Source organism: Stenotrophomonas sp. Y6, assembly GCF_022436665.1.
GTDB classification, from domain to species: domain Bacteria; phylum Pseudomonadota; class Gammaproteobacteria; order Xanthomonadales; family Xanthomonadaceae; genus Stenotrophomonas; species Stenotrophomonas acidaminiphila_A.
Genome location: NZ_JAKUKB010000001.1, coordinates 502,661 through 529,175, shown reverse-complemented (window position 1 = coordinate 529,175; position 26,515 = coordinate 502,661). Strand labels below are relative to the sequence as shown.

General features: G+C 70.7%; 21 protein-coding genes. 15 read left to right on the top strand and 6 right to left on the bottom strand.

What is annotated here, in order from left to right:
• The first annotated feature begins 64 nt into the window (after window positions 1-64).
• Window positions 65-970: a LysR family transcriptional regulator gene (locus MKP15_RS02390; protein ID WP_240211662.1), complete on the top strand. Its 906-nt coding sequence runs from the start codon at window positions 65-67 to the stop codon at window positions 968-970.
• Window positions 971-993: 23 nt separating this feature from the next.
• On the opposite strand, the gene ybaL is transcribed toward MKP15_RS02390, so the two are convergent.
• Complete coding sequence (gene ybaL, locus MKP15_RS02385) at window positions 994-2,691, bottom strand: YbaL family putative K(+) efflux transporter (RefSeq protein ID WP_240211661.1); 1,698 nt, start codon at window positions 2,689-2,691, stop codon at window positions 994-996.
• Between the two features lie 149 nt (window positions 2,692-2,840).
• Window positions 2,841-5,237 carry a TonB-dependent receptor gene (locus MKP15_RS02380; RefSeq protein WP_240211660.1) on the bottom strand — a complete coding sequence of 799 codons (2,397 nt, stop codon included), beginning with the start codon at window positions 5,235-5,237 and terminating at the stop codon, window positions 2,841-2,843.
• 309 nt (window positions 5,238-5,546) lie between these two features.
• On the opposite strand from MKP15_RS02380, the gene MKP15_RS02375 reads away from it, so the two are divergent.
• Complete coding sequence (locus tag MKP15_RS02375; RefSeq protein WP_240211659.1) at window positions 5,547-7,424, top strand: ABC-F family ATP-binding cassette domain-containing protein; 1,878 nt, start codon at window positions 5,547-5,549, stop codon at window positions 7,422-7,424.
• Window positions 7,425-7,452: 28 nt separating this feature from the next.
• Here MKP15_RS02375 and MKP15_RS02370 read toward each other — a convergent pair whose 3' ends face one another.
• A complete protein-coding gene (locus MKP15_RS02370; protein ID WP_240211658.1) occupies window positions 7,453-8,322 on the bottom strand; it encodes a LysR substrate-binding domain-containing protein in 870 nt (289 codons plus the stop codon).
• Between the two features lie 168 nt (window positions 8,323-8,490).
• Here MKP15_RS02370 and bla point away from each other — a divergent pair, with 168 nt between their 5' ends.
• The 3 genes from bla (at window position 8,491) to MKP15_RS02355 (ending at window position 11,656) form a co-directional block, all read left to right on the top strand.
• Window positions 8,491-9,381, top strand: a complete 891-nt coding sequence (gene bla, locus MKP15_RS02365; protein WP_240211657.1) for a class A beta-lactamase — start codon at window positions 8,491-8,493, stop codon at window positions 9,379-9,381.
• 70 nt (window positions 9,382-9,451) lie between these two features.
• Entirely contained in the window at window positions 9,452-10,699 is a 1,248-nt protein-coding gene (locus MKP15_RS02360; RefSeq protein ID WP_104938273.1) for a cation:proton antiporter, read from the top strand.
• Window positions 10,700-11,071: 372 nt separating this feature from the next.
• Entirely contained in the window at window positions 11,072-11,656 is a 585-nt protein-coding gene (locus MKP15_RS02355) for a hypothetical protein (RefSeq protein ID WP_240211718.1), read from the top strand.
• 33 nt (window positions 11,657-11,689) lie between these two features.
• Here the strand turns inward: MKP15_RS02355 and MKP15_RS02350 are convergent, their stop codons facing one another.
• A complete protein-coding gene (locus MKP15_RS02350) occupies window positions 11,690-12,895 on the bottom strand; it encodes a DUF3011 domain-containing protein (RefSeq protein WP_345778717.1) in 1,206 nt (401 codons plus the stop codon).
• Window positions 12,896-13,053: 158 nt separating this feature from the next.
• Here MKP15_RS02350 and aspS point away from each other — a divergent pair, with 158 nt between their 5' ends.
• A complete protein-coding gene (gene aspS, locus MKP15_RS02340) occupies window positions 13,054-14,811 on the top strand; it encodes an aspartate--tRNA ligase (RefSeq protein ID WP_240211656.1) in 1,758 nt (585 codons plus the stop codon).
• 7 nt (window positions 14,812-14,818) lie between these two features.
• A complete protein-coding gene (locus MKP15_RS02335) occupies window positions 14,819-15,343 on the top strand; it encodes a GNAT family N-acetyltransferase (protein ID WP_240211655.1) in 525 nt (174 codons plus the stop codon).
• Window positions 15,344-15,363: 20 nt separating this feature from the next.
• Here the strand turns inward: MKP15_RS02335 and MKP15_RS02330 are convergent, their stop codons facing one another.
• Window positions 15,364-16,371, bottom strand: a complete 1,008-nt coding sequence (locus MKP15_RS02330) for a FecR family protein (RefSeq protein ID WP_240211654.1) — start codon at window positions 16,369-16,371, stop codon at window positions 15,364-15,366.
• Window positions 16,368-16,895, bottom strand: a complete 528-nt coding sequence (locus MKP15_RS02325; protein ID WP_158681819.1) for a sigma-70 family RNA polymerase sigma factor — start codon at window positions 16,893-16,895, stop codon at window positions 16,368-16,370. The genes MKP15_RS02330 and MKP15_RS02325 overlap by 4 nt, the downstream gene beginning before the upstream one ends.
• A 160-nt stretch (window positions 16,896-17,055) precedes the next feature.
• On the opposite strand from MKP15_RS02325, the gene MKP15_RS02320 reads away from it, so the two are divergent.
• The 8 genes from MKP15_RS02320 (at window position 17,056) to ybgC (ending at window position 26,513) form a co-directional block, all read left to right on the top strand.
• Window positions 17,056-20,136, top strand: a complete 3,081-nt coding sequence (locus MKP15_RS02320) for a TonB-dependent receptor (protein ID WP_240211653.1) — start codon at window positions 17,056-17,058, stop codon at window positions 20,134-20,136.
• 101 nt (window positions 20,137-20,237) lie between these two features.
• The gene (locus MKP15_RS02315) at window positions 20,238-20,888 is read left to right on the top strand and encodes a cobalamin adenosyltransferase (protein ID WP_104938280.1); all 651 of its coding nucleotides are present in this window, start codon (window positions 20,238-20,240) and stop codon (window positions 20,886-20,888) included.
• Window positions 20,889-20,954: 66 nt separating this feature from the next.
• Window positions 20,955-21,701, top strand: coding sequence for a YebC/PmpR family DNA-binding transcriptional regulator (locus MKP15_RS02310; RefSeq protein ID WP_240211652.1), 747 nt, complete (start codon window positions 20,955-20,957; stop codon window positions 21,699-21,701).
• Between the two features lie 78 nt (window positions 21,702-21,779).
• Complete coding sequence (gene ruvC / locus MKP15_RS02305; RefSeq protein ID WP_104938282.1) at window positions 21,780-22,301, top strand: crossover junction endodeoxyribonuclease RuvC; 522 nt, start codon at window positions 21,780-21,782, stop codon at window positions 22,299-22,301.
• 73 nt (window positions 22,302-22,374) lie between these two features.
• On the top strand, window positions 22,375-22,962 hold the full coding sequence (ruvA, locus tag MKP15_RS02300) for a Holliday junction branch migration protein RuvA (protein ID WP_104938283.1): 588 nt from the start codon (window positions 22,375-22,377) through the stop codon (window positions 22,960-22,962).
• Window positions 22,963-23,065: 103 nt separating this feature from the next.
• A complete protein-coding gene (locus tag MKP15_RS02295) occupies window positions 23,066-24,916 on the top strand; it encodes a potassium transporter Kup (protein WP_240211716.1) in 1,851 nt (616 codons plus the stop codon).
• 135 nt (window positions 24,917-25,051) lie between these two features.
• Complete coding sequence (gene ruvB, locus MKP15_RS02290; RefSeq protein ID WP_240211651.1) at window positions 25,052-26,092, top strand: Holliday junction branch migration DNA helicase RuvB; 1,041 nt, start codon at window positions 25,052-25,054, stop codon at window positions 26,090-26,092.
• Window positions 26,085-26,513 carry a tol-pal system-associated acyl-CoA thioesterase gene (gene ybgC / locus MKP15_RS02285; RefSeq protein ID WP_104938285.1) on the top strand — a complete coding sequence of 143 codons (429 nt, stop codon included), beginning with the start codon at window positions 26,085-26,087 and terminating at the stop codon, window positions 26,511-26,513. The genes ruvB and ybgC overlap by 8 nt, the downstream gene beginning before the upstream one ends.
• Window positions 26,514-26,515 lie beyond the last annotated feature (2 nt).

Here is a 26,515-nt window from a genome sequence, read left to right as displayed (position 1 = left end):
GTCCCCGGGGCCCACAATCACCTTGAAGCCACGCTTCACGATGGCGCGGCGGCAGGAGGGGGCCGTGGAGAATCTCAGGCGCATGGCGCTGTTCGCGCAGGTGGTCCAGCACGGCTCGATGAGCGCCGCGGCGCGGGCGCTGGGCATGAGTACGTCGGCGATCAGCCAGCAGGTGCGCGCGCTCGAACAGGAGGCCGGCGTGGCGCTGCTGCACCGTTCGACCCGGCAGCTGTCGCTGACCGACGTCGGCGGCCGCTACTACGCGGCCTGCGCGCGCCTGCTGGATGCCGCCGGCGAGGCCGCGGCCGAGCTGTCGGCGGCGCGCCATGCGCCCAGCGGCGAATTGCGCCTGTCCGCGCCGCTGGGCATGGCCGACCATGTCGGGCCGGCACTGGGGGCGTGGCTGCGCGACCACCCGCAGCTGCGGCTGCACCTGCATTTCGAGGATGGCTGGACCGACCTGGTGCAGGCCCGCATCGACCTGGCGCTGCGCTTCGGCCGGTTGCCGGACAGCGACTGGATGGCGCAGCCGCTGGGGACCCTGCAGCGCTGGGCCTGCGCCGCGCCGGACTGGCTGCGGCGGCATGGCCCGCCGGCCGACCCGCTGCAGGTGCCGGCCAGCGAATGGCTGGGCCTGGCCCAGGTGCCCGGACTGGCGTGGCGGCACCGTGCCTCCGGCCAGGAGCGGCAGGTGCCGGCGCATCCGCGCCTGGTCAGCCACAACCAGCCGGCGGTGCGCCAACTGTGCGTGTCCGGACTGGGCGTGGCGGTGCTGACCAGCCTGGACGTCATGCCGCTGCTGGCCGACGGCCGGCTGCTGCGGCTGCTGCCTGACTGGGACATCCCGGCGCTGCCGGTGTGGGCGGTGACCCCGCACCGGCAGACCCAGCCGGCCAAGGTGCGCCAGGCGATCGAACGGCTGGGCGATTACCTGGCGCGCCTTCCCGGCGCCGTCGCTGGCGTGGCCTGAGCGCTCCCGGCGGCGCGGCGCCGTCAGTGGGCGGTGGCGCCCGCGCGCAGCGCCCGGTACGGCGGCGTGGCCATGACCATTTCCGCCAGCGAGTGCGCCAGCTCGCGCTCGGCCAGCACCGTGCCGTCGGCGCCGTGCTCGAGCAGGTGCTTGACCTCGGCATCGCTGTGCGCGCGCGCCAGCAGGGTCAGGTTGGGGTTGATCGCGCGCAGCTTGGCCAGCGCTTCGCCGGCCTCCAGCGGCTGCGGGATGGCGAGGATGGCGATGCTGGCGCGTTCCGGATGGGCTTCGGCCAGCACCAGGTCGGCGGCGGCGCTGCCGCGGATGCCGGGAATGCCGGCGGCGTGCGCGCGCTCGACATGGTCGCGGTTGTCGTCGATCACCAGCACCGGCACGCCGCGGTCGCGCAGGACCTGCGCCAGGGTGCTGCCGACCCGGCCGTAGCCGATGACGATGGCGTGGTCGTGCAGGTCCAGCGACGGCCCGGGCGGGATGTCCGGTGCTTCCGGCACCGGCAGGGCTTCCTTGTGCCGCGCCTGCCAGCGGTCGAGCAGGCCGAACACGAGCGGGTTGAGCATGATCGACACCAGCGCGCCGGCCAGCACCAGCGACTGCCCGGTGCCGGGCAGGATCTTCAGCGCCACGCCAAGCCCGGCGATGATGAAGGCGAACTCGCCGATCTGTGCCAGCGACGCGGAAATGGTCAGCGCGGTGGCCTTGGAATGGCCGAACGCGCGCACGATGAAGAACGCCGCGGCCGACTTGCCGAACATGATGATCGCCACCGTGGCCAGCACCTGCCACGGGTGCTCGACCACGATCATCGGGTCGAACAGCATGCCCACCGAGACGAAGAACAGCACCGCGAACGCATCGCGCAGCGGCAGCGAATCGTGCGCCGCCTTGTGGCTCAGCTCGGACTCGTTGAGCATCATGCCGGCGAAGAACGCGCCCAGCGCGAACGACACCCCGAACAGCGCGGCCGCGCCGAATGCCACGCCCAGCGCGATGGCCAGTACCGCCAGGGTGAACAGTTCGCGCGAACCGGTACCGGCGATGCGCTCCAGGATCCACGGGATCACCCGGCGCCCGACCAGCAGCATCACCGCCACGAAAAGGCCCAGCTGCACGAAGGTCCAGCCGATCGACGCCAGCACGCTGCCGAGGCTGTGGCTGCGGCCCTGCGCCTCGGGGCCGAACACCCCGGCGATCACCGGCATCATCACCAGCGCCAGCACGCAGGCCAGGTCCTCGACGATCAGCCAGCCCACCGCGATCTTGCCGCGGGTGGTCTCCAGCAGGCGGCGTTCCTCCATGGCCCGCAGCAGCACCACGGTCGAGGCGGTGGCCAGCGAGAAGCCGAAGATCACCCCGTGCAGCGGCGGCCAGCCCATCAGCGTGGCCACGCCCCAGCCCAGTACCGTGGCCACCGCGATCTGGCCGATGGCGCCGGGAATGGCGATGGCCTTCACCGCCATCAGGTCCTTGAGCGAGAAATGCAGGCCGACGCCGAACATCAGCAGCATCACCCCGATCTCGGCCAGCTGGTTGGCCAGCGCCTGGTCGGCGACGAAGCCCGGCGTGAACGGCCCGACCACCACCCCCGCGACCAGATAGCCCACCAGCGGCGACAGCCGCAGCCGGTTGGCCAGGGCGCCAAGCACGAAGGCCAGGCCCAGGCCGATGGCGATCATGTTGATCAGGGCGGTGTCATGGTGCATCGGAACTCGCAGGGGTGGGGGATGGGACGATTCTACGGGTGCCTCCGGCGCAGACAAGGAAACCGCGCGGAATACACGGTGTCGCGCGCGGAAAAGCAAATGCCCCGGTTTCCCGGGGCATTTGCCGACGCCTCAGGCGCGCGCGCCGCTTACCACTTGTAGCCGATGCGGCCGTAGACATAGGCGCCGTTGAAGCCGGCCGGCGCGTAGTTGCTGTACGGCATCTGGCCCCAGGCGTTGACGCTGGTGAACGCGGGGTTGACCTTGTCCGGGTGCGAATCGAGCACGTTGTCCGCACCCACGGTCAGCGTCCACTGCGCGCTCGGCTTGAAGCTGGCCGACACGTCCAGCACCCACTGCGGGTCGTAGCTCTGGTCGAACGCCGGGTTGGTCTGGCGCACGGTGAAGCGGCCATAGCGGGTGGCGTTGAGGCCCACGCTCCAGCGGTCCGCGCTCCAGGTGCCGCCGACGATGGCCTTGTCACGCGGGAAGGCGTCCTCCAGCCGGCCGATCTCGTCGCGGCCCACCAGCGGCGTGGTCAGGCCCAGCCCGGTCAGCACGGCCGGCGACGGCGCCAGCCGCTTCACCTCGGTGGTGTTGTAGCTGTAGCTGGCGGTCAGGTCCAGGGCGCTGGCGGCCAGCGGGATGTTGTAGCTGCCGACCACGTCCACGCCGCGGGTGCGGGTATTGGCGGCGTTGTTGAAGTAGCGGAAGGCGGTGACGTTGTTGATCCCCAGCGAGGTCAGCAGGGCGTTGGTCGCCGGGTTGGTGTTGATGGTGGACGACAGCAGGATGCGGTCGTCGATGTCGATCTGGAACGCATCGACGGTCAGGTACAGGCGCTCGGCCGGCTGCAGCACCAGGCCCAGGCTGTAGGAGGTGGAGGTTTCCGCCTGCAGCGGCCTGGAACCCAGCGCCTGCGCCACGACGCTGGTGGCCGGGAAGGTGCCCGACTCGACGAACACGCCGTTGGAGTAGTTGCTGGTGATGACCTGGTAGCTCTGCTGCGCCAGCGAAGGTGCGCGGAAGCCGTTGGAAACGGTGGCGCGCAGCGCCACGGTGTCGGTGAACGCATAGCGGGCCGACAGCTTGCCCGAGGTCTTGCTGCCGAAATCCGAGTAGTCCTCGTAGCGCACGGTGGCGCCGGCCGACAGCCTGTCGGTCAGGTCGGCTTCGAGGCCGGCGTACAGCGCGTAGTTGTGGCGGTCGGCGTGCACCGCGTTGATCGGGGTGAAGCCGCCGAAACCCTGCGCGCCGCTGCCGAAATAGGAATTCGGTTCGCCCGGCGACTGGTTCCACTTCTCCTGGCGGTACTCGGCGCCGAAGGACAGCGTCACCGGGTAGGCCAGGCCCCAGTCCAGCGCCTGCGAGAAATCGGCATTGACGATGTTGTGGGTGTATTCCAGCGCGCCGTCACGGAAGCGGGTGGGGCTGGTGGCGCCCAGCGCGTAGTTCATCGTGTTGTCGGTGGCGAAATCGATGCGGCTGTAGCCGTAGTTGTAGCTCACGTCCCAGTTGAGCCCGCCTTCGCTGCTGCCCTTCAGGCCGGCGACCAGCGAACGGTCCTTGAGGTACTGGTTGATCTCCGGGACGAAGCCGTCCGGGTAGAGCAGCTTGGTCGCGGCGTTGTGGTTGCGCGAGCGGTAGAACGCGAACGAGGTGATGTCGCGGTTGCTGGCGATGGCCGTGGCGTAGCCATGCAGGCTGTCGCTGAAGTCGAAGCCGGCATTGGCCGACACGGCGCGGGTGTCCACTTCCGGGTCGCCGACCACGAACGCCTTCACGCCCACGCCCGGGTAGTTGCCGGTGTTCGGCGTCGGGTTGCCCGGCAGGCCGTAGGCGTTGAACGGGCCGGCGCGGTTGGTGCGGTCCTGGTGCGAGAGCTGGCCGGCGAAATGCACCGTGCCGCGGCCGTCGGCGAAGCTGACGCCGGTATCGCCGGAGAGCTGGTACTGGGTACCGTCGCCGGCCGAGTACTGGCCCAGGTCCAGCGCCAGGCTGCCGCCCTTGCCGGCGCCCTTGAGCACGATGTTGACCACCCCGGCGATGGCGTCCGAGCCGTACTGGGCCGAGGCGCCGTCGCGCAGCACTTCCACGCGCTCGATCGCCGCCACCGGGATGGTGTTCAGGTCCACGGCCGAGGAGCCGCGGCCCATGCTGCCGTTGACGTTGAGCTGGCCGGACAGGTGCCGGCGCTTGCCGTTGACCAGGATCAGTACCTGGTCCGGCGACAGCCCGCGCAGCTGCGCCGGACGCACCCCGCTGGTGCCGTCGGTCAGCGCCGGGCGCGGGAAGTTGAGCGAGGGCAGGGCGCGCGACAGCGCGGTGGCCAGCTCGGTCGAGCCGGTGGCCTGCAGGACCTCGGGGGTGATGATGTCGATCGGCGACTGCGATTCGGCCACGGTGCGGTCGGCCACGCGGGTACCGGTGACGATCACGGTGTCGAGCGTCTGCGCGCCGGACTGGGCGAAGGCGGGGGCAACCGGGAGGCCGAGGGCGATGGCGACGGCAACGGCAACGGCGAGCGTACTGGACTTGCGGTTCATCTGTTTGCAGCTCCGGTATGAAGGGGCGGCACCTGCGGCGACGGTAGGTCCGTCACGGTGGGGGTGGTGCGGTGCGCCATCATGGGTTAATGGAATTTTTACGTTGTGTCAAATGCCGCGGCGCCTGCCTATATCGTTGCTTTTGAAAGCATTTCGACCGGAATGCGCGGCGCGGGCGGTGGCGGGGGAGGGCGACCCGCGGGGTGATCCGTGCGCGGGAAGCGTCAGTCAAGTATTCGTTAACGCTAGAATCGCGTCGCAGGAATGTTGCTTAGGTGCACATTCCGTTTCGTTATAACGGACCTCCTCATGATTTCCCTTCGTAATTTCGCCCTGCGCCGGGGCGAGCGCCTGCTGTTGTCCAACGTCGACCTCACCCTGCATGCCGGCTACCGCGTGGGCGTGGTGGGGCGCAACGGCGCCGGCAAGTCCAGCCTGTTCGCCGCGGTGCGCGGCGAGCTGGAAGCCGACAAGGGGGACGTGTCACTGCCGGGCAAGATCCGCATCGCCGACGTGGCCCAGGAAACCCCGGCGCTGCCCGACCGCGCCATCGACTTCGTGCTCGGCGGCGACGACGTGGTGGCCGCGGTGCTGGCCGAGGAAGCCGCGGCGACCGCGCGCGAGGACTGGGAAGCGGTCGCCGACGCGCACCAGAAGATGGCCGAGCTGGGCGCGTACGACGCCGAGGCGCGCGCCGGCAGGCTGCTGCACGGCCTGGGCTTCCCGGCCGAGACCCACGCCCGCCCGGTGGCGGCGTTCTCCGGCGGCTGGCGCGCGCGCCTGAACCTGGCGCGCGCGCTGATGATGCCCAGCGACCTGCTGCTGCTCGACGAACCCACCAACCACCTCGACCTGGACGCGGTGTACTGGCTGGAACAGTGGCTGCTCAAGTACCCGGGCACGCTGCTGCTGATCTCGCACGACCGCGAATTCCTCGACAACGTCGCCACCCACACTCTGCACTTGCACGGCGGCAGCGCGCGGCTGTACACCGGCGGTTACACCGATTTCGAGCGCCAGCGCGCCGAACACCTGCGCCAGCAGCAGATCGCGCACGAAAAGGAACAGGCCGAGCGCGCCCACCTGCAGAGCTTCATCGACCGCTTCAAGGCGCAGGCCAGCAAGGCCACCCAGGCGCAGAGCCGCATGAAGCGCCTGGCCAAGATGACCGGTACCGAGGCGGTGCGCGCCGAGCGCGAATTCCGCATCGAGTTCTCCGAGCCGGCCAAGCTGCCGTTCTCGCTGATCCGCCTGAACCACGTCGCGGCCGGCTACGGCCAGGACGCGGTGATCCTGAAGGATGTCGGCTTCGGCCTGGAGGCGGGCCAGCGCGTGGGCCTGCTCGGCCCGAACGGCGCCGGCAAGACCACCCTGGTCAAGACCTTGGTGGGCGACCTGCCGCCGCTGGCCGGCGAGCGCAGCGCGCACCCGGACATGAAGATCGGCTACTTCGCCCAGCACACGGTGGAGTCGCTGCGCGAGGGCGCCACGCCGATGGACCACTTCCGCGAGATCGACCCGGACGGCGTCAACCAGAACTTCCGCGACTTCCTCGGCAAGTGGAACTTCCCCGGCGACCGCGCGTTCGAGCCGGTGGACGGTTTCTCCGGCGGCGAGCGCGCGCGCCTGGCGCTGGCGCTGATCGCCTGGCAGCAGCCCAACGTGCTGCTGCTCGACGAGCCGACCAACCACCTCGATCTTGAAATGCGCGAGGCGCTGGCCGAGGCCTTGAGCGTGTTCGAGGGCGCCATCGTCATGGTCTCGCACGACCGCCACCTGATCGGCCTGGTCTGCGACACCTTCTGGCGCGTGGCCGACGGCGTGGTCGAGCCGTTCGCCGGCGACCTCGACGAGTACGCCGCGTGGCTGCGCACCCGCGCCAGCGCGCAGGGCGCGCGCAGCAAGGCCGACCGCGCCGACAAGGGCGCAAAGCCGGCCGAACCGGCGCCTGCGCCGGCGGCCGCGCCGCCGGTGCCGGCGAAGAAGCCGGTCAACCCGCACAAGCTGGAGGCGGCCGAGAAGAAGGTCGAGCAGCTGGGCGCGGCGCTGGCCGATATCGACCGCCAGCTGACCGACCCGGGCAACTACGCCGATGCGGCGAAGATGGGCCGGCTCGGCAGCGAGCGCGAGGTGCTCGCGCAGCAGCTGGAGCAGGCCGAAGCGGCGTGGATGGAACTGCTCGACTAGGCGCCGCGGTCGGCCACCGGGTCGGCCGCTATGCCTGGCCCTGCGCCTGCAGCCACTGGCGGAAGCGCCGCAGTGGCTCGCGTTCTTCGCGCGAGCGCAGCCGCGTGAGCCAGTAGCGGCCCAGCGACAGGGTCTGCGCGAAGGGCTGCAGCAGGCGCCCGTCGGCCAGGTCCTGCTCGAACATGCGCAGCGGCAGCAGCGCCACCCCGGCACCCGTCGCGGCGGCGCTGGCCAGGGCCAGCGAGGAATCGAACACCGGTCCGCGCGCTTCCACCCCGGCCACCCCCGCGGCCTGCAGCCAGCACGGCCATTCATCGTTGCGGTAGGAGCGCAGCAACGGCACCCCCGCCAGGTCGCGCGGCTGTCGCAGGCGCCGCGCCAGCGTGGGCGCGCAGACCGGTGCGAACGGCGCATCGAGGATCGGCGTGCAGGCCTGGCCCTGCCAGTCGCCGTTGCCGAAGCGGATCGCCAGGTCCAGCCCTTCGCCGGCCAGGTCGATGCGGTTGTTGTGGGTCTGCAGGCGCAGTTCGATATCCGGGTGTGCGGCCTCGAAATCGCCCAGCCGCGGCAGCAGCCAGCCGGTGGCGAAGGTGCCGACCACGCCCACCGTGAGCACTTCGCGGAAACGGCCGCCGGCGAAGCGGTCCAGGGCGATGGCGATGCGGTCGAACGCCTCGGTGAGCACCGGCTGCAGCGCCGCGCCCTCGTCGGTGAGCGCCACCCCGCGTGGCAACCGGTGGAACAGCGTGACCTGCAGGCGGTCTTCCAGGGTGCGGATCTGGTGGCTCAGCGCGGCCTGGCTGACGCACAGCTCCAGCGCCGCGCGGGTGAAGTTGAGGTGGCGCGCGGCCGCCTCGAAGGCGCGCAGGGCGTTGAGCGGCAGCTGGGGGCGGATCATGCCTGAGCCATGAAGGTGAATGATGGGTGTCGCCATTATTCCCGCACGCAAGGCCGGAATTTCCGGCGTCGCCACAAATAAACCTGATGGCTGCCGATGGTTTTTCGTGCTGGTGGTCGACACGCGCGGCTTTCCATAATCGCGGCCACCCCGCCCAGGGAGCGCCGCATGATCGCCCGCCGCCCGTTCATCGCCCTCGCCGGCGCCGCCCTTGCCGGGATCGTCGCCGGCCCCGCACTGGCCCGCACCGCCGGCGCGGTGGCGCGCAGCCCCGCGACGCACGGCTTCGACGCACTGGAGGCCGAAAGCGGCGGGCGCCTGGGCGTGTGCCTGTGGCATCCGGCCAGCGGGGCCCGCTTCGGCCAGCGCATGGACGAGCGTTTCCCGATGTGCAGCACCTTCAAGTTCCTGCTGGTCGCCGCGGTCCTGCACCGGGCCGCGCAGGGCCGTCTTTCGCTGGACCGGCGGGTACCGGTGCGGGCCTCGGACCTGCTCGCCCATTCGCCGGTGAGCGCGCGCCATGTCGACAAGGACCTGGGCGTGCGCGACCTGTGCCGGGCGACGCTGACCACCAGCGACAACGCCGCGGCCAACCTGCTGTTGCCGCTGGTCGACGGACCGGCCGGGTTGACCGCGTTCCTGCGCGCGCAGGGCGACGCGGTGACCATCGCCGCGCGTTACGAGCCCGACGCCAACCGCTTCGCCGCCGACGACCCGCGCGACACCACCAGCCCGGCGGCCATGGCCGGCAACCTGCAGCGTTTCGTATTCGGGCACGCGCTGGACGCGGCGTCGCGCCGGCAACTGGCCGATTGGCTGATCGACAACCAGACCGGCGACGCGCGCCTGCGCGCGGGGCTGCCGGCGGGCTGGCGGGTGGGCGACAAGACCGGCAGCAACGGCCGCGACACCAGCAACGACATCGCCGTGCTGTGGCCGCGGCGTGGCGGTAGCCCCTGGGTGCTGGCCGTTTTCCTGCAGGGTTCGGTGCTGGACGACGCGGGGCGCGACGCCCTCCTGCGCCGGGTCGGCGAACAGGCGGCCACGTACCTGGGATGAGCCGTGGCGGTGTGCCGGCGGCAGCGCCGCGTGTACCCTGTGCGCCAGTTGGGGAAAGGAAACCGGGCGCATGAGCCGCGAGCTGGTCTACCTGTTGTTGATCTTCGCGCTGCTGGTGATTCCGCGCGCACTGCAGCGCTTCTGCGTACCGGCGCCGCTGACCTGCCTGGTGTTCGGCATCGGCGTGATGCTGTGGCTGGGCGATGGCGCGCACGACCCGGTGGTGGGGCTGCTGGCCACGCTGGGCATCTCCTCGCTGTTCCTGTTCGCCGGCCTCGAGGTGGACCTGAAGGACCTGCGGCGCGGCATGTGGCCTTTGCTGGTACACCTGCTGATCCGCAGCCTGACCCTGGCCGGGGTGGCCTGGCTGGGCTGGCGCTACGGCGGCCTGCAGTGGCAGGCGGCGGGGTTGCTGGCGCTGGCGCTGCTGACGCCATCGACCGGCTTCATCATGGATTCGCTCGCGCGCCTGGGGCTGGACGAGGCGGAACGGTTCTGGGTGAGCAGCAAGGCCATCGCCGGCGAACTGCTGGCGCTGGCGGCGCTGTTCGTGGTGCTGCAGGCCGGCGATCCCGCGCACATGGCGCTGTCCAGCCTGGTGCTGCTGGCGATGATGGTCGGCCTGCCGCTGCTGTTCGTCGGCCTCGGCCGCTGGGTGGCGCCGCATGCGCCGGGCTCGGAGTTCTCGCTGCTGGTGATGGTCGGCCTGCTCGCGGCCTACATCACCTATTCGCTGGGCGTGTACTACCTGGTGGGCGCCTTCATCGCCGGGCTGGTCGCGCGCCTGCTGCAGCAGCGCATGCCGCTGCTGGCCTCGCACGAGAACCTGCACGCGCTGCGCCTGTTCGCCTCGTTCTTCGTCCCGTTCTACTTCTTCAATGCCGGCACCAAGGTGCCCGGCGACGCGCTCAGCTTCGAGGCGCTGGGGCTGGGCGTGGTGATCACCCTGGTGGTGCTGCCGCTGCGCATCGCGGTGGTCTGGCTGCAGCGGCGGGTGCTGTTCGGCGAGAGCTTCATGTCCAGCCTGCGGGTGTCGCTGGCGTTGTCGCCGACCCTGATCTTCACCCTGGTACTGGCCGGCATCATGCGCGAACGCTTCGACGCCCCGGCGGTGCTGTACGGCGCGCTGCTGCTGTATGCGGCGTTGAACACGCTGCTGCCGTCGCTGGTGCTGCGCGCGCCGCTGAGCGTGGATCCGCTGGGCAAGGACATCGCGCACGATGCGGACGTGGCGGTGCAGCCGCCCGCGCCGCCGCCGGCAGGCGCCGACCGGCCGGTGCTGATCGACGGCGCGCGGCCGCCCTCCGGCCAGGCGTGAGGTTTCATGGTCGTTCCCCGCTGGCCGGGGAAGGACGCTGATCCCGCCCGCCGCGGTTTCCATTCCCGCGAAGGCAACACCATGCACAGGAAGGTACGCCCGACCCGAAGGGGGGAGAGGTCGGGTCCGGGCAACGCGCCGACGCGGTTGCCCGGGTGCCGCGGATTCCCGCGACGATGGTGCGCAAGCGGGGCGCCATCAGGCCGGTGAAGGCCCGCCGGATCGCGGCCGCCCGAACGTTGCCGCGCGCCCCGCCGCCGCGCCGGGCGGCCGCCACGGCTTGCCGCCGCCGGAGGCAACGGCTAGGGTCGGGGCATGAAGCGCTCTTTTCCTGCAGCCCTGCTGCCGCTGTTGCTCGTCCTGGTCGCGTCGATGGCGGCGCCGGCCGCGCCCGCCGCCGACACCGGCGCCGCCGGGTTCCTGGCTGCGCTGGCGCAGCATTGCGGGCAGGCGTTCGCCGGCCGCGTGGTGGCCAACCGGCCGGCCAGCGCCACGCCCGATCCCTTCGAAGGCCAGGCCCTGGTGATGCACGTGCGCGGGTGCGACGCACCGGCGCAGGAGCTGCGGGTGCCGTTCCACGTCGGCGAGGACCGGTCGCGGACCTGGGTGCTGACCCGCGTCGGCGATCGCCTGCGGCTCAAGCACGACCACCGCCATGCCGATGGCAGCCCGGACAAGGTCACCCTCTACGGCGGCGATACCCGTGAGCCGGGTACCGCGCTGCGGCAGGTGTTCCCGGTAGACGCCGCGTCCGTGGCGATGTTCGGGCGTGAGGGCCTGGCCGGGTCGCTGCGCAACACCTGGGCGATGGAAATCGAGCCGGGGCGGCGCTTCCTGTATGAACTTTCGCGGCCGGACGGGCGCCTGTTCCAGGTCGAGTTCGATCTCACCCGGCCGCTGCCGGCGCCGCCGCCGCCGTGGGGCGCCGATGCCGCCGCCACGGAAAAGGGCGCCTGACCGGCGCCCTTCGTTCCGATCCGATGGCGGCCCTCAGCGTGCGCCGAAGCGCGCGCGGCAGCCGCCGTTCACCCATACGCTGTTGCCGTTGTAGCCCCAGTTGCGGCCTTCCACGCACTGGGTCCGGGACAGCTGCTGGATCAGTACCGGGCGGCCCTGGCGACGCTCCCAGGCACAGGAACGCATGCGGTTGTCCTCGCTGCTGCATTCGATGCTGTAGTTGGAACCGCCCCAGTTGCCACCGTTGCCACCGCCCCAGCCGCCACCGCGGCCCTCGGCGAACTCGGCGCGGCAGCCGTCGCTGACCCACACCGCGCCATTGCTGCTGCCCCAGCTGTGGCCTTCGATGCACTGCGACTTTGACAACTGCCGTACCAGCGTGGCGCGGCGCCAGTCGGTGCGGCACACGCGCTGGCGGTTGTCGTTGCTCTCGCAGCGGATGGTCTGGCCGTCGCCGGCGTTGCCACCGCCCCAGCCGCCACCCCAGTTGCCGCCACGGCCTTCGGCGAACTCGGCGCGGCAGCCATTGTCGACCCACACGCTGCCGTTGCCGCTGCCCCAGTTGCGACCTTCCACGCACTGGGTATTGGACAGCTGGCGCACCAGCACCGCGCCGCGCCAGCCGGTGTTGCACACCCGCTGGCGGTTGTCGTTGCTCTCGCAGCGGATGGTCTGGCCGTTGCCGGCATTGCCACCGCCCCAGCCGCCACCCCAGTTGCCGCCACGGCCTTCGGCGAACTCGGCGCGGCAGCCATTGTCGACCCACACGCTGCCGTTGCCACTGCCCCAGTTGCGGCCTTCCACGCACTGGGTATTGGACAGCTGGCGCACCAGCACCGCGCCGCGCCAGCCGGTGTTGCACACCCGTTGGCGGTTGTCGTTGCTCTCGCAGCGTATGGTGTCGCCGTTGCCGCCCCAGTTGCCGTTGCCGCCGCCGTTGCTCCAGCCACCGCGGCCCGGGCCGAAGTCGGCGCGGCAGCCATTGCCGACCCATACCGTGCCGTCGCGGCTGCCCCAGTTCTGCCCCTCGATGCAGCGGGTGCTGGACAGCTGGCGCACGATGATGGCGTCGCGCCAGCCCGTATTGCAGACCTGCTGGCGGTTGTTGATGCTCTCGCAGCGCACCGCCGCCACGGTGCCCGGGCCGTTGCCATAGGGCGACTGCGCCGCGGCGCCGGGGACGAGCAGGGCGCCGGGCAGGAGGGCGGTGAGTCCGGCGAGCAGCAGCGGGCGGTTCATGGCGGCGTCCCTGTTCAGGTTTGGATGGGCGAACTATAGGAAGAGTCTGGCTTAAGCGGGCGTGACTTCGGCGCGGATTTGCTCCGCTCGCCGGCCGGCCGCAAAATAGCCGGCTAGCCGGCACCCTCCCGCGCCGGTATTCCCCTGCGGAGCTTTCCATGCGTACCCACTTCTGCGGCCTGGTCGACGAGACCCTGATCGGCCAAACCGTGACCCTCGCCGGCTGGACCGACGTTGCCCGCAACCAGGGCGGCGTGTGCTTCATCGATCTGCGCGACCACGAGGGCATCGTGCAGGTGACGGTGGAGATCGACAACGCCGAGGTGTTCGCGGTGGCCGCGTCGCTGGGCTACGAAGACGTGCTGCAGGTCGAAGGCGTCGTGCGTGCCCGCCACGCGGTCAACGACAAGATGCGCACCGGCAGGGTGGAAGTGATCGCCAGCCGCATCACCGTGCTCAACAAGGCCGCGCCGCTGCCGTTCCACGCCCACGAGAACCCGGGCGAGGACACCCGCCTGAAGTACCGCTACCTGGATCTGCGCCGTCCGGAGATGCAGCGCATGCAGCGCACCCGCATCAAGCTGGTGCAGGCGCTGCGCCGGCACCTGGACGCGCGCGGCTTCCAGGACATCGAGACCCCGATCCTGACCAAGGCCACCCCGGAAGGCGCGCGCGACTTCCTGGTGCCGGCACGCATGCACCCGGGCGAGTTCTACGCGCTGCCGCAGAGCCCGCAGCTGTTCAAGCAGATCCTGATGGTGGCCGGCTTCGACCGCTACTACCAGATCGCGCGCTGCTTCCGCGACGAGGCGCTGCGCGCCGACCGCCAGCTGGAATTCACCCAGCTGGACATGGAGTTCGCCTTCGTGCGCGAGCGCGACGTGCAGGACTTCGTCGAGGACATGATCCGTTCGATCTTCAAGGAAGTGGTCGACGTCGAGCTCGACGCGCAGTTCCCGCGCATGACCTGGGCCGAGGCGATGCGTCGCTACGGCTCGGACAAGCCGGACCTGCGCATCGACCTGGAACTGGTCGACGTGGCCGCACTGGTCAAGGACAGCGGGTTCGCGGTGTTCACCGCCGCGGCCAACGACGCCGACGGCCGCGTGGCCGCGCTGCGCATCCCCGGCGGCGCAGCGCTGAGCCGCAAGCAGATCGACGAGTACGCCGCGCACGCCGCCAAGTACGGCGCCAAGGGCCTGGCCTACATCAAGCTCGCCGACAACGGCGAGGTCAGCTCGCCGATCCAGAAGTTCTTCAGCGATGACGCCTTCGCCGCGCTGCTCAAGCACGTCGGCGCCGGCAACGGCGACATCGTGTTCTTCGGCGCCGGTGGCTACAACAAGGTGTCCGACTTCATGGGCGCGCTGCGGCTGAAGGCCGGCAAGGACTTCGGCAGGGTCGCCGACGGCTGGCGCCCGCTGTGGGTCACCGATTTCCCGATGTTCGAGTGGGACGACGAGGAGCAGCGCTACGTCGCCCTGCATCACCCCTTCACCGCGCCGGCGGTGGACGACGTCGCCGACCTGCGCGCCAATGCCCGCACCGCGGTGTCGCGCGGCTACGACATGGTGCTCAACGGCAACGAGATCGGCGGCGGTTCGATCCGCATCCACCGCCCGGAGATGCAGAGCGCGGTGTTCGAACTGCTCGGCATCGGCGCCGAGGAAGCGCGCGCCAAGTTCGGCTTCCTGCTGGACGCGCTGAATTACGGCGCGCCGCCGCACGGTGGCATCGCTTTCGGCATCGACCGCATCGCCGCACTGATGGCCGGCACCGAGTCGATCCGCGACGTGATCCCGTTCCCGAAGACCACCGGCGCGCAGTGCCTGATGACCGACGCGCCGTCGCCGATCGCCGACGCGCAGCTGGCCGAAGTGCACGTGCAGGTGCGTCCGCAGCCGGCCAAGGGCTGAGCGGCCGATGGCCGGCGTCATCCGTCGCGCATCGCCCGACGACGCCGGCGTGCTGTGCGCGCTGGCCGAGCGTACCTTCGTGGAGACGTTCGGCCACCTGTACCCGCCGCAGGACCTGGCCGATTACCTGGCCAGCGCCTATCCGCCGGAGCTGCAGCGCCGCCAGCTGCAGTCGGGCGATTACGCCGCCTGGCTGCTGGAGGTGGGCGGCGAACCGGTCGGCTTCGCCTTCGCCGGCCCCTGCGGCCTGCCACATGCCGACGCCCGTCCCGGCGACGGCGAGCTCAAGCGCCTGTACGTGCTCCGCGGCCACCAGGGCGGCGGCTGGGGCGGCAAGCTGTTCGCGGCGGCCGAGCAATGGCTGCTGGGCGCCGGCCCGCGCACGCTGTGGATCGGGGTGTGGTCGGAGAACTTCGGTGCGCAGCGCTTCTACGCCCGCCACGGCTTCGACAAGGTCGGCGAGTACGACTTCCCGGTCGGCCGCACCCGCGACCGCGAGTTCATCCTGCGTCGTCCCGCGCCCGGCGTGTGATTCCGTAGCCTGGTGCCCGCTCAGCGGGCCTTGCCGAGCACATGCGCGCCGTCGGCGGTGTGGTGCTCGGGGATGCCGTAGACCTCGCCCAGCGCCTGGATGAAACCCTCCACGTCCTCGCCGCGGAACACGCCGCTGACGCGGTAGGACGCCAGTCCCGGATCGGCCAGCAGCACCGGTTTGAAGCTGTAGCGGCCGAACTCGGCCACCGCTTCCGGCAGCGGCGTGTCGTTGAACACCAGCCGCCCGGACAGCCAGCCCGGCGCCGAGCCCGCCGCCACCGCCGCGTCCGTCACCTGCAGGCGCTGCGCGGCCATGCGCGCGCGCTGTCCCGGGACCAGCACGCCCAGCCGCGTGGCCGGGTGCGCGGCGCCGTCGCCTCCACGCAACTCGACGCTGCCCTCGTACAGGGTCACGTCGGCGGCCGCGCCGAGCCGCGAGACCTCGAACTGGGTGCCCAGTGCGCGCACGCTGCCGGCGGCCGTCTGCACCACGAACGGGCGTTCGCTGTCGCGTGCCACGCGGAAAAACGCGCGGCCACCGTCCAGCCGCACCGAACGACCGCGCGGGTCATAGCGCACCTGCACCCGCGTGTCCGCGTCCAGGTCCACGCGGGTGCCGTCCTCGAGCTGCAGCGAACGGCGCTCGCCGATGGCGGTGCGGTAGCTGCTTTCGACAGCGCGCGGCGGCAGCAGCAGGGCCGCCAGGCCGGCGGCGCAGGCCAGCACCAGCGCCGCTGCCGTGGCGACCGGCCAGCGCCGCCGGCGCGGCGCGCGGCGCGCGGCCATGCGCGGGCGCGGCATGCGCACCGCGAGCTCGGGTGCGGTGGCGAACTCGCCCAGCGACGACCACAACGCCTCGATGCGGCCATACGCGGTGCGGTGCACCGGGTCGGCGTGCAGCCATTGCTGCCAGGCCTGGCGGTCGCGCTCGCTGGCGTCGTCGGCACGCATGCGGACGAACCAGGCGGTCGCCTGTTGCTCCACGAGGTTGCTGCCGTCGTGGGCGGAAGTGTCCGGTCTGCTCATGTGTCCGCCAGTCGCGACTGCAGGTGCAGCAGTGCGCGCATCATGTGTTTTTCCACCGCGCTCACGCTCACCTGCAGTTGCAGCGCGATGGCGGCATAGGTCATGCCTTCGTAGCGCTGCAGCAGGAATACCTCGCGGCAGCGCGGTGGCAGTTCGTCCAGCGCCGACAGGAACTGCTGCAGCCGCTCCCTGCCTGCGTAGACGTGATACCCGGCCGGCTCCTCACTGGGCAGCTCGTGCACGCTGGCATCGAGTGGCTCGTGCTGCCCGGCGTGGTGGCTGCGGTCGCGGCGGAAGCGGTCGCGCAGCAGGTTGGAGGCGATGCGCAGCACGTAGGCCTCGGCGTTGTCCACCCGCGTCGGCGAGCGCGCCAGGCGGATCAGCGCCTCCTGCGCCAGGTCCTCGGCATCGGCATCGTGCTGCAGATGGCGGCGGAAGTAGCGCAGCAGCATGGGACGGAAGTGGCGGACGTGGTCCGGCTCCCAGCGCATGGCCAGTACCTGGTCTGCGGTGAACGGCGGCATCGCGAAGGAACCCCGGGCGGATGACCCGCCGACGGTAAGCGCTGGCGCGGCACCCGCGCAACCGTGCGGTGGCCGGGTGAGGTATGCGCATCGCGCTGCGTCTGCGAAGAGGGGAGCCTGGCACAGGCCGCCATCCGACATCGCTTGGGGGAAACCATAGATGAGAAATACCGCACGGGCGTCGAACCGCCCCGGCCGCACCATCGTCGCCAGCGCGCTGGCCACGGCACTGGGCCTCTCGCTGCTGGGCATGGCGCCGGCCTCCTTCGCGCAGCCGGCGGCCACGCACCAGTTCGCCGTCGCCAGCCAGCCGCTGGGCGACGCGCTCAACCGCCTGGCCGAAACCGCCGGCGTGCAGATCATGGTGCCGCCGGACCTGGTCCGCGGCCACACCACGCCGGCGCTGAGCGGCCAGTACACCGTGCAGCAGGCACTGGACCGGCTGCTGGCCGGGACCGGGCTGGTCCACCGCAGCACCCGCGGGGGCGTGATCACGCTCGCGCGCGCGCCGGCACCCGCCGCGGCGCCGCGGCCGTCGCCGCCGGCCGCGGCGGCCAAACCCGCCGACACCCAGGAACTGGCGGCGGTGCAGGTCACCGGCTCGCGGATCAAGCGCGCCGAGGTGGAAGGCCCTTCGCCGGTGATGGTGATCTCGGCCCAGCAGATCGAGAACGAAGGCCACGCCACCGTGTTCGAGGCGCTGGAGACCCTGGTCATGGCCGGCGGCGCGGTGGAGACGGAGCTGTCCGGGGGCTTTTCCGCCAACGCGCACCCGCTCAACCTGCGCGGCCTCGGGCCGGGGCGTTCGCTGTTGCTGATCGATGGCCGTCGTGCCGCCGACTATCCGTTTCCCTATGGCGGCCGCAGCAACTTCCAGAACTTCGGCAACATCCCCTCCGGTGCGGTCGAGCGCATCGAGGTGCTGGCCGGCGGCGCATCCGCCATCTACGGCGCCGATGCCGTGTCCGGCGTGGTCAACGTGGTGCTCAAGCGGGGCTACGAGGGCGACGTCTTCAAGCTGCGCGGCGGTACCAGCACCATGGGCGGCCGCGATCGCGCCGACCTGCAGTGGACCGGTGGTCGCAGCGGCGACGACTGGAGCGTGACCTACGCATTGCAGTACTACGAACAGGAGCTGCTCTATGGCTTCCAGCGCGACGATTGGGACCTGCGCCGGAACCCGGCGGCGGATCCGCGCATCGGCCCCGAGCCGACGTCCATGCTGCGCATCCGCCGCGGTGGCACCAGCAGCAGCAATCCGCTGATCGCGCTGCCGGACGGCACCTGCCAGAAGTGGGGCGGCGAGTTCCTCGACTGGACCTACCGCCGCATCAGCAGTGGCAACGTACAGACGCTGGGCAATGCGTGCGGCAGCTGGAACGACGAACGTTACGTGCACCTGAGCAAGGGCAAGGAAGAGGCCGCCGCCTATGTGTTCGGCACCTACGATTTCAACAGCGCGCTGCAGGGCTGGGCGTCGCTGCAGGTGTGGGATTCCAGGGCCGAATCGCTCGGCGGCTTCGAGAGCATCACCGGGCCGCATACCGACGGCGTGGGGCGCCGCGGTGACTTCTACGATCCGCAGTTCGGCAGCGTGATCGCGCCGGCCCGCTATCTGTCGCCGGTGGACCTGGGCGGCGTGGCGGCGATGAACCAGCACTACAAGGAGCGTTCGGTGGACCTGGCCATCGGCCTGCGTGGGCGCCTGGCCGAACGCTTCGACTGGGACGCCACCCTGAGCCGCGCCGAGTACGACTTCGAGCGCACCCGCCGGCGCATGGTCGGCAACCTGGTCAACGATTTCTTCTTCGGCCCGCAACTGGGCACCACGTCCAAGGGCGTGCCGATCCACCAGCTGAACCTGGAGCGCTGGCTGCGGCCGCTGACGCCGGACGAATATGCCTCGATTTCCACCCTGGCCCGCTACGAGGCCCGGTCGTGGGTGAGCACCGGCAGCTTCGTGCTCACCGGCGACCTGTTCCCGCTGCCGGCGGGGCCGCTGGGGATGGCGGTCGTGCTGGAGGCCAGCCGCCAGGGCTACGACCTGGACAGCGACCCGCGGGTGCAGCCCGGCGTGGTGCAGCTGTACAACCTGACCGGGACCAACGGCGGCGGCGAGCGCGACCGCTACGCCGCCGGCATCGAGTTCAGCATCCCCATCGTGGACACGCTGAAGGCGAGCCTGGCGGGCCGCTTCGACAAGTACGACGACATCACCGACGTCAACGACGCCAAGACCTGGAACGCCGGGCTGGAGTGGCGCCCGTTCGACGCGTTGCTGGTGCGCGCCAGCCACGCCACCAGCTTCAAGGCGCCGGACATGCACTGGGTGTTCAGCGAGGGCAGCGGCAGTTACGGCAACAGCGTCGATCCGTGGCGCTGCATCGCCGGCGGCGCCAACCCGGGGTGCTCGGGCTACAGCTATTCCATGTTCTCGGTCACCCGCGGTGATCCGGCCCTGGAGGAGGAAACCGGCAAGTCGTGGAGCGCCGGCTTCGTGTGGGACATCGCCGACGGCCTGTCGGTCAACGCCGACTACTGGAACATCGAGTTGAACGGCGCGCTCGAGCGTCTTTCCAACGCCGCCATCCTCGAGGGCGAGGCCGGTTGCCGCACCGGGCGCAAGCTCAACGGCCAGCCCTTCGACCTCGCCGCCGACTCGGGCTACTGCCAGCTGATCACCAGCCTGGTCACGCGCACCCCGGAGGAGGGCCAGGCGATCGGCCGCGTCACCGAGATCCGCTCGCTGCCGATCAACCAGTCGTACCGGCGCGTGGCCGGCATCGACGCCGGGGTCAACTGGCGCCTGCAGACGGCGCGGCTGGGGCGCTACAACCTGCGCCTGAACTGGTCGCACACGCTGGCATCCGAACGTCAGGTGCAGGCCACCGACCCGGTCCAGGAGGACTGGCGCGACGACCCGGACAACCTGGATTTCCGCAGCCGCATCACCACCGGCGTGGACTGGCGGCTGGGCGACTGGTCGGCCGGCGTGTTCGGTACCCGCTACGGCAGCCTGCCCAAGTACGGCGGGGTCGGGCGCACCGGCGTGCACTTCCTGTGGAATGCCAACGTCGGCCGGCAGATCACCGACAAGGCGGCGCTGAAGCTGTACGTCAACAACGTGTTCAACAGCCTGCACCCGCACGACGAGACCAACAGCAGCTTCCCGTACTTCTACGAGGTCTACAGCCCGGTGGGCCGGGAGGTGGCGGTGCAGTTCGAGTACCGGCTGCACTGAGGCGCCGCCGTGCGCGGAGCGCCCCGTGCCGGGGTGTTCCGCGCACCATGCGTCGATGCCGGGTGATGACGTCCGCCGCAGCGATGCGGGACACTGGCGGCATGAGTACCGTGTCCGCAGACAAGTCCCGCGTGATCGTGCTGCACGGCATCTGGAACGCGCGGGCGTGGGTGGGGCCGCTGGCCTGGCGGCTGCGCGCGCGCGGGTTCCAGGTCGGCGTGTTCGGCTATCCCAGCGTGTTCGGCGGGCCCGACGTGGCGGTGCCGTCGCTGATCGAGCGGTTGCGCGGGCAGGGCCCGGTGTCGCTGGTCGGCCACAGCCTCGGCGGGCTGGTCGCGCTCGAAGCGCTGCGCCAGGCACCCGAACTGGACGTGCCGCGGGTGGTCTGCGTGGGCTCGCCGCTGTGTGGCAGCGAAACCGCGCGTGCGCTGGCCGGGCATGGCTGGGCGGTGGCGCTGGGACGCAGCGGCGGCCTGTTGCAGCACGGCCTGCCGGCCTGGCACGGGCGGGCACAGGTCGGGCTGGTGGCCGGCAGCGTGCCGCATGGGCTGGGCGCGCTGATGGGCGCGCTGCACGGCGATTCCGACGGCACCGTGGCGCTGGCCGAAACCCGCCTGCCGGGCCTGGCCGACCACTGCGTGGTGGCGGCGAGCCACAGCGGGCTGGTGTTGTCGCCGCGGGTGGCGGCGCTGGTCGCCACGTTCCTGCGCCATGGGCGCTTCGGCGCGGCCGCCGGGCAGCGGGCGGCCTGACGGGGCTGCCTGCGGGGATCGGGTAGAATCCGCCTCTTGTTCCCTACAGATGTACGGTAGATCCCCATGGGTAGAGGTCCCTCCATCGAAGCCCGCAAGAACGCGTCGGACGCGAAGCGCGGCAAGATTTTCACCAAGATCATCCGCGAGATCGGCGTGGCCGCGCGCGGCGGTGGAGGCGACCCCAACAACAACCCGCGGCTGCGCGTGGCCATGGACAAGGGCCTGGCCGCGAACATGTCCAAGGACGTGATCGAGCGCGCCATCAAGAAGGCCACCGGCGAACTGGAAGGCGTCGAGTACGAGGAAGTGCGCTACGAGGGCTACGCCCCGGGCGGCGTGGCGGTCATCGTCGACTGCCTCACCGACAACCGCGTGCGCACCGTGGCCGACGTGCGCCATGCGTTTTCCAAGTGCGGCGGCAACATGGGCACCGAAGGCTCGGTGGCGTTCATGTTCAAGCGCCTGGGCGTGCTGACCTACGCGCCGGACGCCGGCGATGCAGCCGCGTTTGAAAGCCGCATCACCGAGGCGGCCATCGACGCCGGCGCCGACGATATCGTCGTGTACCCGGACGACGGCTCGATCGACGTGGTCACCGCGCCGGAGAATTTCCAGCAGGTGAAGGCGGCGATGGAGGCGGCCGGGCTGGCGCCTGACCACGCCGAGATCACCTTCCGCGCCGACAACGACATTGCCGTGGCCGGCGATACCGCGCTGCAGGTGAAGAAGCTGCTGGACATGCTCGAGGACCTGGACGACGTGCAGGACGTGTACTCCAACGTCGACCAGGCCGGGCTGGAGCGGGTCTGACGGCGCGCCCGCGTCCCGTCACGTGAGACGGCGGCCGGCGAAGATGGCCGCCGTTTCCTCCTTCCGGCCGCCATGGCAATGACCCGCATCCTCGGCATCGACCCCGGCTCGCAGCGCACCGGCATCGGCATCATCGAAATCGATGCCGGCGGCCGCGCGCGCCATGTCCACCACCAGCCGCTGGTACTGCTGGGCGCGGCCGATTTCGCCCAGCGCCTGAAGCGGCTGGTGCACGGGGTGCATGCGCTGATCGACGAGTACCGGCCGCAGGAAGTGGCCATCGAAAGGGTGTTCATGGCCAAGAACGCCGATTCGGCGCTCAAGCTCGGCCAGGCGCGCGGCGCGGCGCTGTGCGCGGTGGTGCTGCGCGACCTGCCGGTCAGCGAGTACGCTGCCACCGAGATCAAGCTGGCGGTGGTGGGCCGCGGCGGTGCCGAGAAACAGCAGGTGCAGCACATGGTCGGGTTGATGCTGGGCCTGCAGGGCAGGTTGCAGGCCGACGCCGCCGACGCGCTGGCCGTGGCCATCACCCATGCGCACGTGCGCGCCACGGCCGGACGGCTGGGCGTGGACGTGCGCTCTGCCTGGAGTCGCAAATGACGGTTTTTGTTGGCCATGCTGGTGCATGCCGCGGGCTCCGGCCCCTGGCCCCCGGTTCGCGGAGGGCGTTGCCGTGATCGGTCGCCTGCGTGGCATCCTGGCGCACAAGGCCCCGCCGTGGCTGGTGATCGACGTGGGCGGCGTCGGCTATGAGCTGGAGGCGCCGATGAGCACCTTCTACGATCTGCCCGACATCGGCCGCGAGGTGGTGCTGTTCACCCACTACGCGCAGAAGGAGGACAGCGTGTCGCTGTACGGCTTCCTGCGCGAGGGCGAGCGGCGCCTGTTCCGCGACGTGCAGAAGGTCACCGGCATCGGCGCGAAGATCGCGCTGGCGGTGCTGTCCGGCGCCAGCGTGGATGAGTTCGGCCGGCTGATCCAGGCCGGTGACATCACCGCGCTGACCCGCATTCCCGGCATCGGCAAGAAGACCGCCGAGCGCATGATCGTGGAACTGCGCGACAAGGCCGCCGACTTTGCCGGCGGCGGCGCGCCGGTGGCCGGGCCGCTGGCCACCGACCCGGTGTCCGAGGCGACCGTGGCCCTGCAGCAGCTGGGCTACAAGCCGGCCGAGGCGGCGAAGATGGCGCGTGACGCGGCAACCGACGGCGACGATGTCGCCATGGTGATCCGCAAGGCGCTGCAATCGGCGCTGCGCTGACCCCACTCCCCTTCATTACCGGGCGACCGAAACCACCATGTCCCACGCTGCTTCCCAGCCCGCCACCCCGGACCACCCCGGCAAGCCCGGCACCGCCGCCGGCCTGGCGCTGATCGTCGGCGCCATCGGCGTCGTGTTCGGCGACATCGGCACCAGCCCGCTGTACACGCTCAAGGAGGCGTTCTCGCCGCACTACGGGCTCACCAGCGACCACGACACCGTGCTGGGCGTGCTGTCGCTGGCGTTCTGGGCGCTGATCATGGTGGTCACGCTCAAGTACGTGACCATCATCATGCGCGCCGACAACGATGGCGAGGGCGGCATCATGGCGCTGATGGCGCTGGCCCAGCGCACCCTGCGCAACGGCTCGCGCTCGGCCTACGTGGTCGGCATCCTCGGCATCTTCGGTGCGTCGCTGTTCTTCGGCGACGGCGTGATCACCCCGGCGATCTCGGTGCTGGGCGCGGTCGAGGGCCTGGAGGTGGCCGCGCCGGGGCTCGGCCGGTTCGTGGTGCCGATCGCCCTTGTGGTGCTGGCCATCCTGTTCGCCGCGCAGCGCTTCGGCACCGAGAAGGTGGGCAAGGTGTTCGGCCCGGTGATGCTGACCTGGTTCCTGGCGCTGGCCGCGGTCGGCATCTGGAACGTGATCGCCGCGCCCGAAGTGCTCAAGGCGTTCAATCCGTGGTGGGCGGTGCGCTTCTTCCTGGAGCACGGCTGGCACGGCGTGTTCATCCTCGGCGCGGTGGTGCTGGCGGTGACCGGTGGCGAGGCGCTGTACGCGGACATGGGCCACTTCGGCGCGCCGCCGATCCGCCACGCCTGGTATTTCTTCGTGCTGCCGTGCCTGATGCTGAACTACCTGGGGCAGGGCGCGCTGGTGCTGCAGCGGCCGGACGCGGTGGCCAACCCGTTCTTCGAGGCGGTGCCGGAGTGGGCGCTGTACCCGATGATCATCCTGGCGACCATGGCCGCGGTGATCGCCAGCCAGTCGGTGATCACCGGCGCGTTCTCGGTCGCGCGCCAGGCCATGCAGCTGGGTTACATCCCGCGCATGCGCATCCTGCATACCTCGCACGACACCATCGGCCAGATCTACATCCCCGGCATCAACTGGGGGCTGGCGCTGATGGTGTTCGGGCTGGTGCTGGCGTTCCGCAGCTCCAGCAACCTGGCCGTGGCCTACGGCATCTCGGTCTCCGGGACGATGCTGATCGACACCCTGCTGCTGGCGCTGGTGGCGCGCACCCTGTGGCCGCGCGCGCGCCATGGCATCGTCGCGCTGTGCGCGGTGTTCTTCGTCATCGACCTGGGCTTCGTCGTCGCCAATGGCGCCAAGCTGATGCAGGGCGCCTGGTTCCCGGTGGTGCTGGGCATCGCGCTGTTCACCATGATGCGCACCTGGCGCCGCGGCCGCGAACTGCTGCGCGACGAGGTACGCAAGGACGGCATCCGCATCGACAGCTTCCTGCCCGGGCTGATGCTGGCGCCGCCGGTGCGGGTGCCGGGCACGGCGGTGTTCCTGACCGCCGACCCGACCGTGGTGCCGCACGCGCTGATGCACAACCTCAAGCACAACAAGGTGCTGCACGAGCGCAACGTGTTCCTGCACGTGGAGACCCTGCCGGTGCCGTACGCGGCGGCCGGCCAGCGGCTGAAGATCGAGCCGGTCGGCGACGAGTTCTACCGCATCCAGGTCCGTTTCGGCTTCATGGAGACACCGGACGTGCCGTTGGCGCTGATGCGCTCGTGCGACCACGGCGGGGTCTACTTCGACCCGATGGACACCACGTTCTTCGCCAGCCGCGAGACCATCGTCGCCACCGCCAACCGCGGCATGCCGGTGTGGCGCGACAAGCTGTTCGCCTTCATGCACCGCAACGCCGCCCCGGCCAGCAACTTCTTCCGCATCCCCGGCAACCGGCTGGTGGAACTGGGCGCGCAGGTGGAGATCTGATGGGCGCGCGGCCTGCGGCCAGGGCCCGGAAAATACGGGCAGTCCTGGCCGCTTGTGCCTACAATCGCCGTTGATGAACATGCCCGAACGCTTGTCCGCCTTTTCCCGGCCTCCGGCCTCCGGCCCCTGGTCCCCATGACCGACAACCGCATCATCGCCGCCGGCGCCACCCGCGAGGACGACGCCGCCGACGCCAGCATCCGCCCGCGCCGCCTGGCCGACTACCTCGGCCAGGCGCCGGTGCGCGAACAGCTGGACATCTACATCCAGGCGGCCAAGTCGCGCCGCGAGGCGCTGGACCACGTGCTGATCTTCGGCCCTCCGGGGCTGGGCAAGACCACCCTGAGCCACGTGATCGCCAACGAGCTGGGGGTGGGGCTGCGGGTGACGTCCGGCCCGGTGATCGAGAAGGGCGGCGACCTGGCCGCGCTGCTGACCAACCTGCAGCCGTACGACGTGCTGTTCGTGGACGAGATCCACCGCCTGTCGCCGGTGGTCGAGGAAGTGCTGTACCCGGCGATGGAGGACTTCCAGATCGACATCATGATCGGCGAGGGCCCGGCCGCGCGCTCGATCAAGCTCGACCTGCCGCCGTTCACCCTGATCGGCGCCACCACCCGTGCCGGCCTGCTGACCGCGCCGCTGCGCGACCGCTTCGGCATCGTGCAGCGGCTGGAGTTCTACTCGGCCGATGAGCTGACCCGCATCGTGCGCCGCTCGGCGACGATCCTCGGCATCGACTGCAGCGCCGAGGGCGCCGGCGAGATCGCGCGCCGCTCGCGCGGCACCCCGCGCATCGCCAACCGGCTGCTGCGGCGCGTGCGCGACTATGCCCAGGTCAAGGCCGGCGGCCATATCGACCAGGCCGTGGCGCAGGCGGCAATGCAGATGCTCAAGGTCGACCCGGAAGGTTTCGACGAGCTGGACCGGCGCCTGCTGCGCACCCTCGTGGAGTACTTCGACGGTGGCCCGGTCGGCATCGAATCGCTGGCCGCGGCGCTGTCCGAGGAACGCGGCACGCTCGAGGACGTGGTCGAGCCCTACCTGATCCAGCAGGGCTTCCTAGTGCGTACCGCGCGCGGCCGCATGGCCACCCACAAGGCCTACCGGCACATGGGCCTGAAACCGCGCACGGCGCCGGCCGACCTGTTCATGGAGCAGCCGGACGATGAGTGAGTCCCGGTTCAGTTGGCCGACACGCATCTACTGGGAAGATACCGACGCCGGCGGCGTGGTCTACCACGCGCGCTACGTGGCCTTCATGGAACGTGCGCGCACCGAGTGGATGCGGGCGATGGGCTATGGCCAGGAAGCCATGCGCAGCGGCGACGGGCAGGTGTTCGTGGTCCGCGCGATGGCCCTGGATTTCCTCAGGCCGGCGCGGCTGGACGACGCGCTGGAAACCACGGTGGAACTGCTGCAGTGCCGCCGCGCCAGCCTGGTGATGCGCCAGGCGGTGCTGCGCGACGGCCAGCCGCTGGTGACCGCGCAGGTGCGGCTGGCGGCGGTCGGCGCCCGCGATTTCCGCCCGCAGGCCATGGACGACACGCTGTACGCCACGCTCAAACAATTCGAAACCCAACACGCGCAAGACTGAGG

Excerpts from the sequence above, each read along its gene's own strand:
- MKP15_RS02355 (WP_240211718.1), top strand. The coding sequence starts at position 11,072 with ATGGCGGCGCCGGCCGCGCCCGCCGCCGACACCGGCGCCGCCGGGTTC.
- ruvC (WP_104938282.1), top strand. The coding sequence starts at position 21,780 with ATGACCCGCATCCTCGGCATCGACCCCGGCTCGCAGCGCACCGGCATC.
- MKP15_RS02380 (WP_240211660.1), bottom strand. The coding sequence starts at position 5,237 with ATGAACCGCAAGTCCAGTACGCTCGCCGTTGCCGTTGCCGTCGCCATC.
- MKP15_RS02310 (WP_240211652.1), top strand. The coding sequence starts at position 20,955 with ATGGGTAGAGGTCCCTCCATCGAAGCCCGCAAGAACGCGTCGGACGCG.
- MKP15_RS02325 (WP_158681819.1), bottom strand. The coding sequence starts at position 16,895 with ATGCCGCCGTTCACCGCAGACCAGGTACTGGCCATGCGCTGGGAGCCG.
- MKP15_RS02375 (WP_240211659.1), top strand. The coding sequence starts at position 5,547 with ATGATTTCCCTTCGTAATTTCGCCCTGCGCCGGGGCGAGCGCCTGCTG.
- MKP15_RS02315 (WP_104938280.1), top strand. The coding sequence starts at position 20,238 with ATGAGTACCGTGTCCGCAGACAAGTCCCGCGTGATCGTGCTGCACGGC.
- ybaL (WP_240211661.1), bottom strand. The coding sequence starts at position 2,691 with ATGCACCATGACACCGCCCTGATCAACATGATCGCCATCGGCCTGGGC.
- MKP15_RS02360 (WP_104938273.1), top strand. The coding sequence starts at position 9,452 with ATGAGCCGCGAGCTGGTCTACCTGTTGTTGATCTTCGCGCTGCTGGTG.
- bla (WP_240211657.1), top strand. The coding sequence starts at position 8,491 with ATGATCGCCCGCCGCCCGTTCATCGCCCTCGCCGGCGCCGCCCTTGCC.
- MKP15_RS02350 (WP_345778717.1), bottom strand. The coding sequence starts at position 12,895 with ATGAACCGCCCGCTGCTGCTCGCCGGACTCACCGCCCTCCTGCCCGGC.
- aspS (WP_240211656.1), top strand. The coding sequence starts at position 13,054 with ATGCGTACCCACTTCTGCGGCCTGGTCGACGAGACCCTGATCGGCCAA.
- MKP15_RS02320 (WP_240211653.1), top strand. The coding sequence starts at position 17,056 with ATGAGAAATACCGCACGGGCGTCGAACCGCCCCGGCCGCACCATCGTC.
- MKP15_RS02370 (WP_240211658.1), bottom strand. The coding sequence starts at position 8,322 with ATGATCCGCCCCCAGCTGCCGCTCAACGCCCTGCGCGCCTTCGAGGCG.
- ybgC (WP_104938285.1), top strand. The coding sequence starts at position 26,085 with ATGAGTGAGTCCCGGTTCAGTTGGCCGACACGCATCTACTGGGAAGAT.
- MKP15_RS02335 (WP_240211655.1), top strand. The coding sequence starts at position 14,819 with ATGGCCGGCGTCATCCGTCGCGCATCGCCCGACGACGCCGGCGTGCTG.
- MKP15_RS02330 (WP_240211654.1), bottom strand. The coding sequence starts at position 16,371 with ATGAGCAGACCGGACACTTCCGCCCACGACGGCAGCAACCTCGTGGAG.
- ruvB (WP_240211651.1), top strand. The coding sequence starts at position 25,052 with ATGACCGACAACCGCATCATCGCCGCCGGCGCCACCCGCGAGGACGAC.